Origin of the sequence: Flavobacterium ginsenosidimutans, assembly GCF_003254625.1 — a bacterium.
GTDB classification, from domain to species: Bacteria; Bacteroidota; Bacteroidia; order Flavobacteriales; family Flavobacteriaceae; genus Flavobacterium; species Flavobacterium ginsenosidimutans.
The window spans coordinates 214,739-233,170 of the sequence record NZ_QJRJ01000078.1 but is presented as its reverse complement, the minus strand read 5'-3'; the positions used below and the strand labels follow the sequence as shown (position 1 = coordinate 233,170).

Here is an 18,432-nt window from a genome sequence, read left to right as displayed (position 1 = left end):
AGATTTTATTTTATGTTGGTTTCCAAAATTGGATTTATATAATACATTTTTGTAATAGAAGCTACATCAAATAAAGACACTTGATCTTTTGATAAAGCAATATTCTGCCATTGATCTGACGGTATTATTTTGATTTTTTCGTTATTACTTTTTAATGTCAGAGGCAAATTAAAACCGCTTATGCAATTTGTATAGCGGTAGAAAACTTTGGTTTTATCTGTATTAAAATAGAATTCAAAATTAGGAATTTGTGTTGTTTTAAGATATTGTTCGAAAACTTTATCGTAGCTAAAATTAAGCTTTTTTGAGATATAATTTTCAATCTGTTTTGAGTCAACCGTTTGATGATAAAATTCTTTTCCTAATCCCCTCATTACTTCTCGAAATAAAGTATCATTATCCACTCCATGACGAATGGCGTGGAGCATATTACCCGCTTTTGGGTACATATCTCCGCTTCCTTGCGCATTGACATTGTAATCGGGGATTATTGGTCTGTCATTTTGTACTCCTTTACGAGTTCCTGCATTGTATTCATCACCAGCTTGTTTTCCAAAAATATAATCCACAAAAAGAGTTTCGCTATAATTCGTAAATCCCTCGTGAACCCACATATCAGCCAAATCATTTGTTGTAATGTTATTGCCAAACCATTCATGTCCGCTTTCATGAATAATAATAAAATCCCATTTCATTCCCCATCCAGTTCCAGAGCCATCATTGCCACGATATCCTGGTTTATAATGATTTCCGTAGGAAACCGCACTTTGATGCTCCATTCCAGTATGTGAAGTTTCTATTAACTGATAACCATCTTCGTAAAATGGATAAGGTCCCATCCAATATTCAAACGCATCTAACATATTATGAACTTCTTTCGGCATATATTTTTTGGACTTTTCTAAATTATAATCCAAAACCCAATAATTTAGATCCAAATTGCCTTTTTCGCCTTTATAAGTTTCACTGAAATTGACATATTTACCAATGTACGGAATAATGCAATAATTACTAATCGGATTTACAACGGCCCATTTATAAGAGGTTGTTCCATCATTATTTTTCTTCTTAAACTGTAATCTTCCGTTGGCAATTGCTGTTAAAGAATCAGGAACAATCATCGTTAAACTGGCACCATTATTAGGTTCGTCGCTTTGGTGATCTTTGCACGGATACCAAACAGATGCGCCCAAACCTTGACAAGCTACTGTCATCCACGGACGGCCTAAGGAATCTTTAGTCCAAATCCATCCTCCGTCCCAAGGCGCTTTTATTGCTTCATGGACTTTTCCGTGATAGAAAATATCAACTTTGTTACTTGTTTTAATTTTAGATTTAGGGGTTTTAATATACCAAACACCATTTTCTTTGGCAAAGCTTAATTTTTTTCCAGATTGAATTACACTGTCAATAACCAAAGGGTTTTGTAAATCGATCTGCATTTTGGTATTGCTTTTTTCTTTAACTGTCTTGTAAGTTATAGTATTGCTGCCGGATATTAATTTGTTGTTGTAATCAGGTTTTACAACTATATCATAACGCAACGCATCCCACCATTGTCTTTCGGGAGTCAAACTGCCACGTAAAGTGTCTGATAGCGTGTATATTTTTGTTTTTTGAGCAGAAGAAATGAATGTAAAACACAAAAAAACAAGAGTGAAATAGTTCTTAATCATGGCATTTTAAATTTGAAATGTTTAAAAAATTAGCTGAGCTAAAAATCTTTTTCATTAAAGAAAAAGAGTGTAGGTTTTCAAAAGTATGCACATTTAGACGATTAAAGCTAGGCTTTTATTATCAAGATATAATAGAATATTACTTAAAATGGCCGAAAATATATTATGATTTAATGAGTGAATTTTTAAACTCAAAAGGCGTTTTCTTTTTGATCTCTTTAAATTTTCTGTTGAAATTTGAAATGTTATTAAATCCGCTTAATTCCGAAATTTCTATGATCGATAATTCCTTGTTTTTTATAAGAAGTTTTGCAGCGTGTTCAATTCTTATTTCAATCAAAAATTGGAAAAAAGTCTTTTTAGTACGTGTTTTAAAATATTTGCAGAAAGCATTTTTGGTCATGTTTGCAATCTGAGCAATTTCGTCCAGAGTGATATTTTTTTGATAATGAGTCATAACAAAATCAAAAACCATTTGCATTCGTTTTCCTTCGGCGTCAGTAAAAGGTTTGTTGAAAACATAATTAGAAAGATGTTTTTTGTCTGATTGGCTAAAGGCTTTTAGCATAGACATCAGAAGAATAAAGCGATCATATTTATCAGCTTCTTTAAATTTTTTAAACTTTCTTATAATAGATGGTTTTGCATCTCTAATTTGTATTCCATTTTTAATGGCAGTAAAAAAAGGCTCTACTATATTTAATTCTGGTAAATTGAAAAAGTCTTTTCCAAAACCATTTTCGGTAAAAAAGACGGTAAGCATGACAGACATTCCTCTACTTTCAGAAATATCACTTTTAAAAACATGAGGTAAATTGCTTCCTAATATAATAATGTCGCCTTTTTGATATTCGGTAATCATATCTCCAACTAAAATTTTACCTTCTCCTTTCTTTATATAACTAATTTGAATCTCTTCATGCTGATGGTATTTGTCATAAAAAATAGTTTCGCAGTCTTCTTGATAAATAAATGCTTCTTCACTTGATTTCGGTATTTTAAATGGAAAAACTTTCATTGCGTACTTATTTTTTTATATTTTACGGAAAGATATAAAAATTAATAAAAGATGAATTAAAATTAATCTAGTTTTTGTTAAAATGTTACAAATGAGATAATATTGTATAGGTTTTTGATAATATTCTTAGGTGAAATTTTTGGTACCCCTCGATACCTTTGAAATAAATAAAAATAAATAAATTATGAATATTCAATGGAAAGGGGTAATGCCAGCTGTTACCACAAATTTTACAGCTGAAGACACTTTAGATTTTAAAATGTTTGAAAAAAATCTTAATTATCAATTAGATGCTGGAGTAGAAGGCGTTATTCTTGGAGGAACTTTAGGAGAGGCGAGTACTCTTTTAGAAGAAGAAAAACAAGATTTAATTCTTGAAACAGTTCGCATAGTTGATGGAAAGGTTCCTGTAATTATGAATATTGCAGAACAAACAACTCGCGGAGCTATTGAAGCTGCAAACAAAGCCGAAGCTAATGGAGCAAGAGGTTTAATGATGCTGCCTCCAATGCGATATAAAGCTACCGATTTTGAAACTGTTGAATATTTTACACAAGTAGCTAAAAATACTTCTTTACCAATTATGATCTACAACAATCCAGTTGATTACAAGATTGAGGTAACGTTGGATATGTTTGAAGAACTTCTAAAATTAGATAATATTCAAGCAGTGAAAGAATCTACGAGAGATATTTCAAATGTAACCAGAATCATTAACCGATTTGGAAGCAGATTGAAAGTCCTTACAGGAGTTGATACATTAGGTTTAGAAAGTTTATTGATGGGCGCTGACGGATGGGTTGGTGGTCTTGTAGATGCATTTCCAGAAGAAACGGTTGCCATTTATAAACTAGCTAAAGCGGGCAGAATTCAAGAAGCATTGACAATTTACCGTTGGTTTTTGCCTTTGTTAGAATTGGATATAAATGCTCAGTTAGTTCAAAATATTAAGTTAGCCGAAGTGGGAACAGGATTAGGAACGGAATATGTACGTGCGCCAAGGTTACCGCTTATGGGAGCTGAAAGAGAACGTGTTTTGGCAATTATTGATAATTCATTAAAAAATAGACCAACATTGCCAGAATATAAAAGCCTGTAATTAAAAGTTTTTTGAAACTTTTTCAATTTTTAGAATTACTTAACCCTATAATAAAGAATACATGATTACTGGAAAAAATTACATAGGAAATCAGTTGTCAGCTAGTGGCGATAAAACCTTCAAAACGTTTAATCCGCAGCAAAACGTAGATAATCCTTGGCAGTTTACCGAAGCAAGTAATGAAGAAATCGAATTAGCGACAGCTCTTGCTAATAAAGCATTTTTAACATTTCAGAAATGTACTGGTAAAGAAAAAGCTTTGTTTTTAAGAGCAATTGCAGATGAGATTTTAGCTTTAGGAGATAGCTTGTTAGACGTATATTGTCAAGAATCTGGTTTGCCAAGAGGACGTGCTGAAGGAGAAAGAGGACGAACTATAGGGCAATTAACCGCTTTCGCTGATTTAGTAGCTGAAGGTTCATGGGTAGAGGCAACAATCGACACAGCTATTCCTGACCGAGTGCCATTACCAAAGGTAGATTTGCGCAAAATGATGCGACCTTTAGGCACTGTAGTTGTTTTTGGATCCAGTAATTTTCCATTCGCTTATTCTACTGCTGGCGGCGATACAGCATCTGCGTTGGCTGCTGGATGTCCAGTTATTGTAAAAAGTCATCCAATGCACGCTGGTACGGGAGAACTGGTGGCTTCGGCAGTAATTAAAGCAGCTCAAAAAACGAATATGCCAGAAGGAGTTTTTTCTAATTTAAATAGTAGTGGTATTGAAGTTGGAGTCAAATTAGTGGAACATCCTTTGGTTAAGGCAATCGGATTTACGGGAAGTATAAAAGGCGGACGTTCTTTATATGACTTAGCCGCAAAACGTGAAGAGCCAATTCCGGTTTTTGCAGAAATGGGAAGTATAAATCCTGTTGTAATCCTGCCAGAAGCATTGAAGCATAATTCTGAAAAATGGGCCGTTGCGTGTGCTGGTTCTGTAACATTGGGCGCGGGACAATTTTGTACCAATCCTGGATTGATGCTTGGAATTAAAAGCGATTCTTTAAAAACTTTTACAGAACAGCTGGCTGTTGAAATTTTAAAAATTTCGCCAAGCTGCATGTTAAATCCATCTATTTATAAAAATTATAAGTCGAATAATGAGCTGTTAAGTTCACAAGACGGAATTGAAATTGTAGCAGAATATGCTGAAACTGATAATCCAAATTATGCTTCACAAAAATTACTTACCGTTTCAGGCAAAATCTTTTTAGAAAATCCAGTTTTACATCGTGAAGTTTTCGGCCCTTTTTCAATATTAGTGCAATGTGAAGACGAAATTGAATTGGTTACTATAATTGAAAAACTAGAAGGCCAGTTGACTGGTAGTATTTTGGCAGAAGAAAATGAGATTGAAAATTATGAAGAAATAGTAGAGGCACTAGGAAATCGTGTTGGGCGAATAATTTTTAACGGATTACCAACTGGAGTTGAGGTATGTCCGTCTATGGTGCATGGCGGACCGTATCCTTCTTCTTCAGATTCTAGATTTACGGCAGTGGGAATTGGTTCAATTAAACGATGGGTGAGACCTTTTAGTTATCAAAATTGGCCAAACAATAAACTTCCAGAAGCGCTTCAAAATGAAAATCCGCTTGGAATTTCAAGATTAGTTAATAATGTTCAAACAAGAGATTCAATTTAAACATGGCTAGAAAAACTTTTTTTTGTGTAGATGCACATACTTGCGGTAATCCAGTTAGAGTAGTCGCTGGCGGAGGCCCAAATTTAATTGGGGCAAACATGAGCGAGAAAAGACAGCATTTTTTAAGCCAATATGATTGGATTAGAAAAGGATTAATGTTTGAACCTCGCGGACATGATATGATGAGCGGAAGTATTTTATTTCCGCCAACTAATCCTGAGAACGATTTTGGTATTTTGTTTATCGAAACATCAGGTTGTCTGCCAATGTGTGGACACGGTACAATTGGTACGATTACGATCGCAATTGAAGAAGGATTAATTAGTCCAAAAGTTCCAGGAAAAATAAATATGGAAGCTCCTGCTGGCTTAGTTAAAATTGAGTACAAACAAGTAGGTAAAAAAGTAGAATGGGTTAAATTGACTAATGTAAAATCGTATTTAGCGGCAGAAAATTTAACTATAGATTGCCCAGAATTAGGCGAGTTAGTTTTTGATGTTGCTTATGGCGGAAATTACTATGCCATTGTAGATCCGCAAAAAAACTTTTCTGGGATTCAAGATTTTACAGCTAGTAAAATTGTGCAATACAGTCAGGTTGTGAGAGCAAGAATTAATGAAAAATATCCAAATTTATTTATTCATCCTGAAAATGATACCATCAGAGATGTGAGTCATATGTTATGGACAGGCACACCTTTAGATCCGACTTCGTCAGGCAGAAATGCTGTTTTTTATGGCGATAAAGCTATAGACAGATCACCTTGTGGTACAGGAACATCGGCGAGAATGGCGCAATTGCATGCTAAAGGACTGCTTAAAAAAGGAGATGAATTTATACATGAAAGTTATATCGGAAGCAAGTTTGTTGGAAGAATAGAAGAAGAAACTGCAATTGGAGATATAAAAGCAATTGTTCCGAGCATACAAGGATGGGCCAAAGTTTATGGTTACAATACCATAATTATTGATGAAGAAGATGATCCATACGCACATGGATTTCAGGTGTTGTAATTCAAATTTCCTGAATTAACAGTTTTTAGTTTTTGCAGTATCGTGAATAGGACTTTTAAGCCTGCTTTTGGAGGTTTCTAGTTTTATTGGCAAACTTATTTTTGTTTCTATAATTAAATAGGCAAGTCTCCTTGTATTTAAATAACTATGAAAAAGAATTTACTCATTTTTGCCTTCTTAGTATCATTTCTTAACTGTAATTTATATTCGCAGAATAAAGGAATGATACCTTATCAGCCTTCAAAAGCCGAAATTTTGGAACGATATAAAAAAGCACTTTTGCTTGATGCGGCAGTAAAAAATACAGTCTTTAAAACCAGCATTAGAGCGCAATGGCAAAGTGATCAAAAATCATTTTGGTATTCGAATGTTTTAAAAGATAGTCTTATCGAATACATCTTGGTCGATGCAGAAAAAGGAACAAAAAGTATCTTGTTTGATGAACCTAAATTAAGATCTGCCATAACCAATTTTACGCAAAAAAAAATCCCTCAAAAAAGCCTTGTTATTGACAGCATAAATTATGATGCAAAAACGAGTTCAATAGCTTTAAAATATGATAAAGATTATTATCAGGTAAAGCTTTCAGATTACAGTATTCAAAAAATCAACTCTTTGCCTAAAGATATTACGAAATATCCGAGCTTAAATAGGCAATGGCAAAGATGGAATTCCTTTCAGACAGATAGCATTTCGCCAAATAAAAAATGGCTTGCTTTTATAAAAGATAATAATGTTTTTATAAAGCCAATTGCTGGCGGAGACGCGATTCAATTTACAAAAGACGGTACAAAAGAAAAGCCGTATGGTTCTCTAGCATGGGCGCCAGACAGCAAATATATTGTAGGTTATCATATTACTCCTGTTACCGATTTGCCAGTTCATTATGTTTTAACATCGGTAGCCAATACAACTCGAGGCGAATTGCATTCACAGCCTTACAAACAGCCGGGAGATCCTTTTACAACTTATGAAATGTTTTTGTTTCAAGTTGAAAGTAAAAAAACAACAAAAGTAAACACTCCGATTATTGATTTTTTTGATGCTCCAGAATTACATTGGAGAAAAGACAATCCTAATTATTTCAAATTCGAAAAAGTAGATCGTGGCCATCAAAGATTTAGAATTTTTGAAGTGAATGCTCAAACTGCTGAAACCCGCTCTGTAATCGATGAAAAAGCAAAGACTTTTATTTACGAATCCAGATTGTTTACCCATTATTTGAAAGAACGTAATGAAATTGTGATGTCTTCAGAGAAAGACGGTTGGAGGCATCTTTATTTAATTGATGCGATATCAGGCAAGGAAAAACAAATTACTAAAGGAGAATGGGTTGTACGAAGTATAGATAGCATTGACGAAAAGAAAAGAGAAATATGGTTTTCGGCAAGCGGAATGAACTCAAATGAAGATCCATATTATCTTCATAATTACCGAATAGGTTTTGATGGAAAGAAATTAGTAAATCTTACTCCTGCGAAAGGGAATCATATTGTTGCTTTTTCGAAAAACAAACAATACTACGTAGACTCTTATTCAGAGCCTAATGTGGCGACGATTATAGAACTTCATCGCACTTTGGATGGAAAAAAAATAATGGATCTTGAAAAATCAGATGCTACGGCTTATCTCGCCACGGGTATGTCTTTGCCAGAACCTTTTCATGCAAAAGGCAGAGATGGCGTTACAGATATTTGGGGAATAATATGCCGTCCCGCAGATTTTGATCCGAATAAAAAATATCCTGTAATCGAAAGTATTTATGCAGGTCCGCAGGACTCTTTTGTTCCCAAAAACTTTATGGATCGCTATACGACTGAAATGCAGAGTTTGGCTCAGTTAGGATTTATTGTCGTACAAATTGACGGAATGGGTACAGCAAATAGATCAAAAGCTTTTCATGATGTTTGCTGGAAGAATTTGAAAGATGCAGGTTTTGAAGATCGAATTTTATGGATTAAAGCTTTGGCTAAAAAATATTCTTATGTCGATGATTCTAGAGTTGGATTGTACGGTACTTCTGCCGGCGGGCAAAATGCTTTAGGCGGTTTGTTATTTCATCCAGAATTTTATAAAGCAGGGGTGGCGGCTTGCGGCTGTCACGACAATCGCGTTGATAAGCAATGGTGGAATGAACAGTGGATGGGATATCCTGTTGGACAACACTACGAAGAACAATCAAATGTTACAAATGCGGGCAAACTTACGGGAGATTTATTATTAGTGATTGGAGAAGCCGATGAAAATGTACCGCCAGAATCTACATATCGCGTTGCTGATGCTTTGATAAAAGCGGGAAAAACTTTTGAATTTCTGCCTTTGCCAGGCGTTGGTCATAGTGATGGCGGACCTTATGGAAGACAGAGAAAACGTGATTTTTTTGTAAAACATTTATTAGGAGTAGATCCACCAAGCCGAAATAGTAATGAACTAAATCAGTAAAAACTCGGAGTCTTTAACTATACCAAAATACCACAATGATTAAAACCAAAAAAAATAGAACCAGTTTTTTTCTCGCCTTATTCTTTTTAATTTTTATAAAGTCAGTATCTTCTTTTGCACAGAATTTCAGTTCAGATTTGTATTTGCAAACCAGTGAAGTAAACAATACGATGGTGCATTATGAAGCAGACAAAGGAAGCATTATGCGTTTTTATGCAACCAATAGCAATGCAGATACTTTTGGCGTACAATATAATGAAGGTAACTACAATACTCCTGAACGAAGAAACCGCCGTTTGCAATTAATTTCAGATTATAAAAAAACACTCGAAGGATTAAATTTCGACGCCATGAACATCAATGGCAAAGTAGACTATATTTTATTTAGCAGAAATTTAAGCAGCGAAGAATATGAATTAGTACAGCAGCAGAAATTATACGATAAGATAAAAGTCTATTTTCCTTTTGATGAAAAAATTTATGCTTTAGAAAAACCGCGCCGAAGAGGTTTAAAAGTTAATGGAGAAACAGTAGCAAAAGAATTAGAAGACTTACGAATTGCAATTAAAGAGCAAATCAAAAAAGTCGAAAAAATAGAAGGTTTAGATAAAGCTTCTTCAGAATTTGCTGTTTTACATGCAAAAGGACTGCAGGAAATTTTGAAGAATTATTTTGACTTTTATAATGGCTACGATCCGCTGTTTTCTTGGTGGGTTCCTAAAACTTATACTGAAGTAGATGCAGTTTTGGCAGAATATGCAATTCTATTAAAATCAAAAAGAAAAGATGCCAGTACGCAAAAAGACGACGGAAGCGGTATTGTTGGGAATCCAATTGGCAGAGAAGAATTAATTCGCCAATTGCAAACAGAATTTATACCTTATTCACCAGAAGAATTGGTTGCTATTGCCAATAAAGAATTTGCTTGGTGTGATGCGGAATTATTAAAAGCTTCACGCGAAATGGGTTTTGGAGACAATTGGAAAGCAGCGCAGGAGAAAGTTAAAAATTCTTTTGTTGCGCCTGGAGATCAACCACAGGCAATGTTGGATTTATACAATCAGTCGGTAGATTTTTTAAAACAGAACAATCTTTTGACCATACCGCCAATTGCTGAAGAAAGTTGGCGAATGTATATGATGTCTCCTGAGGCACAAAAAATAAATCCGTTTTTTCTAGGCGGAGAATCTCTTATAATCTCTTACCCAACGAGTACCATGTCTTACAGCGAGAAGATGATGAGTATGCGTGGAAATAATCCTAATTTTTCGAGAGCGACCATTCATCATGAATTAATTGCAGGTCATCATTTACAACAATTTATGAGGGATCGATACAAAGCTTATCGTCATTTTGATACTCCATTTTGGGTTGAAGGAAATTCATTGTACTGGGAAATGCTGTTATGGGATTTAAAATTTCCTCAGACGCCTCAAGATAAAATTGGAATGTTATTTTGGAGAATGCATCGATGCGCACGAATTATTTTTTCTTTAAACTATCATTTAGGAAAATGGACTCCGCAGCAATGTATTGATTTTTTAGTCGATCGAGTAGGACACGAACGCGCGAATGCTGAAGGTGAAGTGCGAAGATCATTTGTTGGTGGTTATAGTCCGTTATATCAAATTGCTTACATGCTGGGCGGATTGCAGTTTACTGCATTAAAAGAAGAATTAGTCACAAGCGGAAAAATGACTTATCAGCAATATCATGATGCTATTCTGAGAGAAAACGCAATGCCAATTGAATTGTTAAGAGCATTATTGACCAATCAGCCTTTGCAGAGAGATTTTAAAACCAGTTGGAAATTTTACAAACTTTAATTTAGATATAAGCACATTTATGAAACATGTAGTAGTAATAGGCGGAGGAATTATAGGACTTAGTTCGGCATTTTATTTACAGCAAAGTGGCTGTAAGGTAACTGTTATAGATAAAGACAATTTTGAGAATAATTGTTCTTATGGGAATTTAGGATACGTTTGTCCAAGTCATTTTATACCATTGGCAGCACCGGGAATTGTGTGGCAGGGATTCAAATGGATGTTTAATTCTAAAAGTCCTTTTTACGTTAAACCTTCATTTAATAAAGCACTGCTAGATTGGGGAATTAATTTTGTAAAAAGTGCCACAGAAACAAATGTCACAAAAGCCGCTATTCCGCTTCGAGATATATCATTATTGAGTCAGAATGAATTTTTGGAATGGAAAAAAATTCCAGGATTCGAATTTGCCTACGAACACAAAGGAATGCTTGAAGTTTTTCAGACAGAAGCTGTTGCAAAACACGCAGAACATACTGTTTCGAAAGGAAGAGAATTAGGTTTGGATGTAAATTTACTAGATTACTCCGCCTTACAGACTTTAGAACCTCAGACAAAAATTAATGCAATTGGAGCTGTTCAGTTTAATTGTGATGCGCATATTTATCCGAATAAATTAATGAAGGTTTTAAAAGAACATTTATTAGCAAATGGTGTTCATTTTCAATCTGGAGAAACTGTTGTTGCTTTTGAGAAGCAGAATAATGCTGTTTCAAAAGTAATTACCAATAAACAATCTTATGATGCAGATGATGTTGTGATTGCAACAGGAGCGTGGACTAAAGAAATTGCAGCATTAGTAAATGCCAAAATATCACTTATGCCTGGAAGAGGTTATTCTATAACATTAGAAGATTCGGCTTATAAAGTAAATCACCCAATGATTCTGGCAGAAGGCAGAGTAGCAATAGCGCCAATGGACGGCAACAAAATTAGATTTGGAGGTACAATGGAAGTCGTTCCTACAACCGAAAAACCGCAATACCATCGTATCAATGGCGTGCTGAATGCCGTTAAAGATTTCCTGCCAGAATTTGATATTCAAAAACCAGCAGATGAAGATATTTGGTACGGGTACAGACCATGTTCTGCTGACGGACTTCCATATATTGGCAGAATAAAAAAATACAATAATGTCGTTGTTGCGACAGGACATTCTATGATGGGATTAAGTCTTGGTCCAGGAACAGGAAAATTGGTTTCAGAAATAGTAAATAGAAAAACTACAAGTATCGATATTGATGCTTTTGAAGTAGAAAGGTTTGGGTAAATGCAGCTTCTAAAAACAGATTTTCATTCAAAAACAAAAAACAAAAACAAGGAAATATGGAATCAACAACGGAAAAAAATAATTTCAAAAGATCATTAGGATTATTAGATGCCACAATGATTGTTGCTGGTTCTATGATTGGATCAGGAATCTTTATTGTCAGTGCAGATATAATTCGCAACGTAGGATCAGCGGGCGCATTATTATTAATCTGGTTGTTTACTGGATTTCTAACAATAGCCGCAGCCTTAAGTTACGGAGAATTGAGCAGTATGTTTCCTAAGGCCGGCGGACAATATGTGTATTTAAAAGAAGCTTTCAATTCACTTACAGGTTTTTTATATGGGTGGAGCTTTTTCGCAGTAATACAAACAGGTTCTATTGCGGCGGTTGGTGTAGCTTTTAGCAAATTTGCAGCTTATGTTTTTCCTTCCTTAAGCGAAAAAAATATTATCATTGATTTAAGTTTTATACAAATATCGGCAGCGCAATTAACGTCTATAATTTTGGTTGTTTTTCTAACTTACATTAACACAAGAGGTGTAAAAGAAGGGAAAATGATTCAGACTATTTTTACGCTGGTAAAATTAATTGCATTGTTCGGACTTATCATTTTTGGTTTTATTCTGGCAGCAAGAGCTGATATCTGGAAAGCGAATTGGAGCACTGGTTTTTCTGTAAATAAAATAGAAGGAAATACGCTAGTTCCTTATTCAGGATTTGCTATAATGGGAGCTTTAGCGGCAAGTCTTGTCGGAAGTTTGTTTAGCAGTGATTCCTGGAATAATGTCACTTTTATTGCTGGCGAAATAAAAAATCCTTCTAAAAACATTGGCAGAAGTCTTTTCTTAGGCACTTTGATTGTAACCGTAATTTACATTGCAACCAATATGATGTACTTATCTGTTCTTTCGATAAACGAAATTGCAAATGCAGAAAATGATCGTGTAGGTGTTGTAGCATCTCAGCATATTTTTGGAAGCTCAGGAACTTACATTATCGCAATATTATTAATGATTTCTACTTTTGGATGCAATAACGGATTAATACTTTCAGGCGCTCGCGTTTATCATACGATGGCAAAAGACGGATTGTTTTTTAAAAAATTAGCTCAATTAAATAAAAACGGAGTGCCAGAAAAAGCGTTATGGATTCAATGTATTTGGGCATCTGTACTTTGTTTGAGCGGAAAATATAATGAACTCTTAGATTATGTAATTTTTGTTGTTTTAATATTTTACATTCTAACCATTGCAGGAATTTTTAGACTTCGCAAAACAAAACCAGATTTAGAGCGTCCGTACAAAGCAATTGGTTATCCAATACTTCCTTTTATTTACATTATCGCAGCTTTAACTATTTGTATTATGCTCTTGATTTATAAATACAATTCTTCGATTCCAGGATTGGCAATTGTACTTTTAGGTATTCCAATCTATTACTATTTTGTAAATAAAGGCAATAAATAAAAATTATGAAATCTCTTTTATCATATTATAAAGAAAGAAAATTGTTTGTTTTTTTTCTTTTATTTTCTGTTTTCTTGGGGATTGCTCAATCTGCGATTTCACAGACTAAACAGCCTGTTTTGCAATATGTAGTTTCGATGCCAAATCCTGACAATCATTATTTCCATGTAGAATTGTATTGCAGTGGCTGGCAGGATGAAACGATCGATTTTAAATTGCCAAATTGGATGCCGGGTTATTATCAATTAATGCATTACAGTAAAATGGTAGAAAATTTTACTGCAAAATCCAGCAATAAAAATATAGAAGTAAAAAAGCTGAATGAAAACAGCTGGCAGATTAAAACTTTAAAAAATAAACCTTTCACTTTAAGTTATGATGTAAAGGCAGATAAACAGTTTGTAGCCAATAGTTTTCTAGATGCATTGCATGCTTACATTATTCCAAATAGTTTGTTTTTTTACATTAACGGACATTTAAATATGCCCGTTTCTGTAAAAATAAACGATATCAAAAAAGACTTTAAAATTGCAACTGGATTAGAAACTATTGCTGGAAAAACAAATGAATTTACTGCTCCAGATTTTGATATTTTATATGATTGTCCAATATTAATTGGAGATTTGGAAGAATTACCCTCTTTTAAAGTCAACGGAATCGAACATCGCTTTTTAGGGTATAAAATGGGCGATTTTGATAAAGTTAAATTTATGGACAATCTAAAAAAGGTTGTCGAATCGGCTGTTGCGATAATTGGTGATATTCCTTATAAGCAATATACATTTATAGCTATTGGTTCAGGACAAGGAGGCATCGAACATCTTAATAATACAACAGTTAGTTTTGATGGCTCTGATTTGGATAAACCCGAGGCAATGAACAGAATGATGAGTTTTTTAGCTCATGAATATTTTCATCATTATAATGTAAAAAGAATCAGACCTTTTGAATTGGGGCCTTTTGATTATGATCAAGGAAGCAAAACAAATCTTTTATGGGTAAGCGAAGGTTTATCTGTTTATTATGAATATTTAATTGTAAAGAGAGCGGGACTTGTAAATACTCAAACCTTATTTAATAATTTGGAAAACAGTATCGATGCTTTTGAGAATTCTCCGGGACGAAATTTTCAATCTTTAACTCAATCAAGTTTCGAAACTTGGAGCGACGGACCTTTTGGCAAGCAGGGAGAAAATGCTGATAAATCTATTTCTTATTATGATAAAGGGCCAGCTGTTGGTCTTGTGCTTGATTTTGCTATTCGTAAAGCAACCCAAAATCAAAAATCGTTAGATGATGTAATGCGCCTTTTGTATTGGCAATATTATAAAAAATTACAGCGCGGATTTACAGATGCTGAATTTCAAGAATCTTGCGAAAAGATTGCTGGCTGCTCATTAAAAAATATCTTCGAATACGTTTACACAACAAAAGCGATTGATTATAATAATTACCTACAATATGCAGGTTTACAATTGAATGAGAATTTTGACGCAGTTTCTAAAACTAGAAAATTTTCCTTTCATGTTTTAGAATCAAGTAATGATAATCAGAAAAATATATTGAGTCACTGGTTAGAGAAGTAGAGTTAATATTAGAATGCCAAAAAGCCCATCAAAAATTAATATAAATTAATTGTGATGGGCTTCAATTTTTATCAATATCTCGTTTTTTTGAATAAATCTTACAACTTGATTATTTTAAGTGTCTAATTTTGATGTTTTTTTAAGGTATTTTAAAATTTAGCAGCTTTTATTGTGTAGAATTAACATAATTTTTTTTAATAATATTTTTTTTATTCGATTTTGATTCAAAAAACATAATAACAGGATAATATAATACAGCTTTCGGATAAATTGTTGGCTTTCCTAAGATTGGTTATCATTTAACTTTACAAGTGTTTAAAATACACAATTAACCTTTTGTGTTTTAAAGATTTATTTTTTTAACCAAACAAAAACCAAAAAACCAAAAAGCTATGAATTTTACTAACCATTCAGTATTGCAAAATTTTGGAAATAAAATGTTAAAGAAAAAACTGGGATTTGCCATTTTTTTTCTTTTAACGGTTTTCACTTCCGTTGCACAAACAAAGATTCAAGGTTCTATAAAAGATATTCATGGAGTTCCTATTGCAGGAGTATCAATTATAGAAAAGAATACATCTAATCATGGTGTATTATCAGATTTTGATGGTAATTTCCAGATGACAATTCAAAAACCAAATTCTAAATTGGTTGTTTCTTATGTGGGCTTTATAACCCAAGAAGTCACGGTTTCAAATAATAAAGTAGAAGTAGTGCTCCTCGAAAGTGTAGAACAATTATCTGATGTTGTTGTAGTCGGGTATGGTACGCAAAAAAAATCAAGAGTTACGAGTGCTATTGCCAGTATTAAAGAAAAAGATTTTACGAGAGGAGCAATTAGAGACGCTTCAGATCTTATAAAAGGAAAAGTTGCTGGTTTGACGATTAGTACTGGTTCTGGAGATCCTTCTGCCGCTCCAAATATTTCGTTACGTGGTGTATCTTCTTTAAAAGGCTCAACTACTCCTTTGGTTTTAATTAATGGTGTTCCTGGAGGAATCGACACTGTTTCTCCTAACGAAATTGCTTCTATTGATGTATTGAAAGATGCTTCGGCAGCCGCAATTTATGGAACTAGAGGTGCTAATGGAGTAATTTTAATTACAACAAAAACAGTCAATAAAGAGATGCAGCCTACTATGACGTATTCGACTTTTACCACGGTATCTAATTTTGCTAAAAAAGCAGATTTTTTAGATGCGAATGGACTAAGAAGTTTGATGTCACAAGGTGTTAAAGTTCCTTTTACAGATGAAGGCGCTACGACAGATTGGTTAGATGAAATTTCAAGAAGCGGATTTGCTCAAAATCATAATTTAGACCTTAAAGGAGGAACAGCAAAAACGAATTATACTGTAAACTTAAATTATGTAAATCAAACAGGAGTTTTCAATGGAACATTTAATAAGGAATATCGATTTTCATTTGATGTTAATCATAGAATGTTCAATGATAAATTAAAAATTAATTTGAATTTATTGAATGGAACTCAAAAAATGGGAATTTCTCCTGATACAGCAGGTTATGCTTACAGACAAGCTATGATTAGAAATCCTACTGCTCCTGTTTATAACGATGATGGAACTTATGCAGAAACTAATAGATTTCAGTATTACAATCCAGTTGCAATCTTAAATGAAACAAAACAAGACAGACAAAGCACTTGGCAAAGGTTTACAGCCAATTTAACGCTAGATTTATTGCCAGGATGGGATGTAAGTGCTTTGCTTGCTAAAAATAAAAATTCAGGCTTAGATGGATATGCTGAAACTAAAAAGCATTATTCGAATACCATAAACGGAAGAAATGGAGTTGCTTCAAGAACTACTGGGCAAACTGATAGAGATTATGTAGAGCTTACTTCTAAATACAATAAGAAAATCGATAAACACGAATTTACATTGCTTGGTGGTTACAGTTATCAATATACTGTAAATGAAGGTTTTTCAGCTTATAATTTTGATTTTCCAACAGACGCTTTCTCATATAATAATCTAGGAGCAGGGAATGCACTTTCTGACGGAAAAGCATCTATGGGAAGTTATAAAAATGATGATAAATTAATTGGTTTCTTCGGAAGAGCCAATTACAATTTTGATAACAAATATGATGTATTGTTCAGTATCAGAAGAGAAGGTTCGTCTAAGTTTGGAGAAAATCATAAATGGGGTAATTTCCCAGCGGTTTCAGCAGGATGGAGTATCAATAAAGAATCTTTCCTAAGCGATGCTACTGCTATAAACAACTTAAAATTGAGAGCAGGTTATGGTGTTACGGGAGTAATTCCTGGCGAATCTTATCTGTCTCAGACTTTATATAATTACGACGGCTATTTCTTTAATGACGGAAAATGGGTAAAAGGTTTAGTGCCAGCAAGTAACCCAAATCCTGATTTGCGTTGGGAGAAAACAGCTGAGGTAAACATAGGGGTTGATTTTGGTTTCCTAAATAATAGAATCAGTGGAAGTTTTGATGTTTACAGTAAAAAAACAAGCGATATGTTATGGGATTATAGTGTGCCAACACCTCCATACTTATATTCAAGCATTACTGCAAATGTTGGAAAAATGGAAAATAAAGGTTTTGAGCTTTTGTTAAATGTAATTCCAGTTAAGACCGAGAATTTTATGTGGAATTCTTCTATGACTTTCTCTCATAACAAAAATAAATTAACAAGTCTTTCAAATGATTTGTATAGCATTGATAGAAACTTTATCAATACAGGAGATACAGGAGATCCAATTTCATTTACAACACATAGATTAGAAGTTGGACAATCTATTGGAAATTACTGGGGACTAAAATCGGTTGATATTACAGATGATGGAAAATGGATCATTGAAACTTCAGATGGAACTAGAAAAACATTGACACCAGATTTGTATAATGATGCTAATAAACAGTATTTAGGTAACGGAATACCAAATTATAATGCAGGTTGGACCAATACGTTTACATACAAAAAATTCGATTTAAGTGTTGTTATGACAGGAGCTTTCGATTATCAAATTTTGAACTCTCAACGTATGTTTTATGAAAATCCTACGATCAATTATAATATGTTGAATTCTGCATTTGATAAAGTATATGATAAAGCGGTTTTAAACTACAACCAAACATATGTTAGTTACTATCTAGAGCAGGGAGATTATGTAAAAGTAGATAATGTGACATTGACTTATAATTTTGATGTTAAACCGTATAAATTCCTTAGCGCAATGCGTGTGTATGCTTCAGCAAATAATTTGGCTGTAATTACAAAATACAAAGGTTTAGATCCTGAGATTCCAAGAGATAATGTTTTGTCGCAAGGAGTAGATAATAGAGATAAATATCCAACTACAAGAGGTTTTACTTTAGGTTTAAATGTAACTTTTTAAAAAAAATT

The 18,432-nt window shown here is 33.7% G+C and carries 11 protein-coding genes; 9 read left to right on the top strand and 2 right to left on the bottom strand.

Annotation, left to right across the window (positions count from 1 at the left end; translation table 11 throughout):
* Nucleotides 1–5 precede the first annotated feature (5 nt).
* Both DM444_RS14360 and DM444_RS14355 read right to left on the bottom strand, forming a co-directional pair.
* Nucleotides 6–1,676, bottom strand: coding sequence for a M1 family metallopeptidase (locus tag DM444_RS14360; RefSeq protein WP_111287806.1), 1,671 nt, complete (start codon nt 1,674–1,676; stop codon nt 6–8).
* A 163-nt stretch (nt 1,677–1,839) separates the two neighbouring features.
* Nucleotides 1,840–2,694, bottom strand: a complete 855-nt coding sequence (locus tag DM444_RS14355) for an AraC family transcriptional regulator (protein ID WP_111287804.1) — start codon at nt 2,692–2,694, stop codon at nt 1,840–1,842.
* A 184-nt stretch (nt 2,695–2,878) separates the two neighbouring features.
* Here DM444_RS14355 and DM444_RS14350 point away from each other — a divergent pair, with 184 nt between their 5' ends.
* From DM444_RS14350 to DM444_RS14310, 9 genes are all read left to right on the top strand, one after another.
* Nucleotides 2,879–3,793 carry a dihydrodipicolinate synthase family protein gene (locus DM444_RS14350; protein WP_111287802.1) on the top strand — a complete coding sequence of 305 codons (915 nt, stop codon included), beginning with the start codon at nt 2,879–2,881 and terminating at the stop codon, nt 3,791–3,793.
* Nucleotides 3,794–3,854: 61 nt separating this feature from the next.
* The gene (locus DM444_RS14345) at nt 3,855–5,438 is read left to right on the top strand and encodes an aldehyde dehydrogenase (NADP(+)) (protein ID WP_111287800.1); all 1,584 of its coding nucleotides are present in this window, start codon (nt 3,855–3,857) and stop codon (nt 5,436–5,438) included.
* 2 nt (nt 5,439–5,440) lie between these two features.
* Nucleotides 5,441–6,451 (top strand): 4-hydroxyproline epimerase, encoded by a 1,011-nt coding sequence (locus tag DM444_RS14340; protein ID WP_111287798.1) that lies wholly within the window; start codon nt 5,441–5,443, stop codon nt 6,449–6,451.
* A gap of 147 nt (nt 6,452–6,598) precedes the next feature.
* Nucleotides 6,599–8,893: a S9 family peptidase gene (locus DM444_RS14335; protein ID WP_111287796.1), complete on the top strand. Its 2,295-nt coding sequence runs from the start codon at nt 6,599–6,601 to the stop codon at nt 8,891–8,893.
* Between the two features lie 35 nt (nt 8,894–8,928).
* A complete protein-coding gene (locus DM444_RS14330; protein WP_204251687.1) occupies nt 8,929–10,719 on the top strand; it encodes a DUF885 family protein in 1,791 nt (596 codons plus the stop codon).
* A gap of 19 nt (nt 10,720–10,738) precedes the next feature.
* On the top strand, nt 10,739–11,989 hold the full coding sequence (locus DM444_RS14325; protein WP_111287794.1) for an NAD(P)/FAD-dependent oxidoreductase: 1,251 nt from the start codon (nt 10,739–10,741) through the stop codon (nt 11,987–11,989).
* 56 nt (nt 11,990–12,045) lie between these two features.
* Entirely contained in the window at nt 12,046–13,458 is a 1,413-nt protein-coding gene (locus DM444_RS14320) for an APC family permease (protein WP_111287792.1), read from the top strand.
* A gap of 5 nt (nt 13,459–13,463) precedes the next feature.
* Complete coding sequence (locus DM444_RS14315; protein WP_111287790.1) at nt 13,464–15,044, top strand: M61 family metallopeptidase; 1,581 nt, start codon at nt 13,464–13,466, stop codon at nt 15,042–15,044.
* A gap of 392 nt (nt 15,045–15,436) precedes the next feature.
* Nucleotides 15,437–18,424, top strand: a complete 2,988-nt coding sequence (locus DM444_RS14310; RefSeq protein ID WP_111287788.1) for a SusC/RagA family TonB-linked outer membrane protein — start codon at nt 15,437–15,439, stop codon at nt 18,422–18,424.
* The last annotated feature ends 8 nt before the right edge of the window (nt 18,425–18,432 follow it).

What these genes read in the sequence shown, in the direction of transcription:
- DM444_RS14315 (WP_111287790.1), top strand. Translation starts at nt 13,464, where the DNA reads ATGAAATCTCTTTTATCATATTATAAAGAAAGAAAATTGTTTGTTTTT.
- DM444_RS14350 (WP_111287802.1), top strand. Translation starts at nt 2,879, where the DNA reads ATGAATATTCAATGGAAAGGGGTAATGCCAGCTGTTACCACAAATTTT.
- DM444_RS14345 (WP_111287800.1), top strand. Translation starts at nt 3,855, where the DNA reads ATGATTACTGGAAAAAATTACATAGGAAATCAGTTGTCAGCTAGTGGC.
- DM444_RS14360 (WP_111287806.1), bottom strand. Translation starts at nt 1,676, where the DNA reads ATGATTAAGAACTATTTCACTCTTGTTTTTTTGTGTTTTACATTCATT.
- DM444_RS14310 (WP_111287788.1), top strand. Translation starts at nt 15,437, where the DNA reads ATGAATTTTACTAACCATTCAGTATTGCAAAATTTTGGAAATAAAATG.
- DM444_RS14355 (WP_111287804.1), bottom strand. Translation starts at nt 2,694, where the DNA reads ATGAAAGTTTTTCCATTTAAAATACCGAAATCAAGTGAAGAAGCATTT.
- DM444_RS14335 (WP_111287796.1), top strand. Translation starts at nt 6,599, where the DNA reads ATGAAAAAGAATTTACTCATTTTTGCCTTCTTAGTATCATTTCTTAAC.
- DM444_RS14330 (WP_204251687.1), top strand. Translation starts at nt 8,929, where the DNA reads ATGATTAAAACCAAAAAAAATAGAACCAGTTTTTTTCTCGCCTTATTC.
- DM444_RS14325 (WP_111287794.1), top strand. Translation starts at nt 10,739, where the DNA reads ATGAAACATGTAGTAGTAATAGGCGGAGGAATTATAGGACTTAGTTCG.
- DM444_RS14340 (WP_111287798.1), top strand. Translation starts at nt 5,441, where the DNA reads ATGGCTAGAAAAACTTTTTTTTGTGTAGATGCACATACTTGCGGTAAT.
- DM444_RS14320 (WP_111287792.1), top strand. Translation starts at nt 12,046, where the DNA reads ATGGAATCAACAACGGAAAAAAATAATTTCAAAAGATCATTAGGATTA.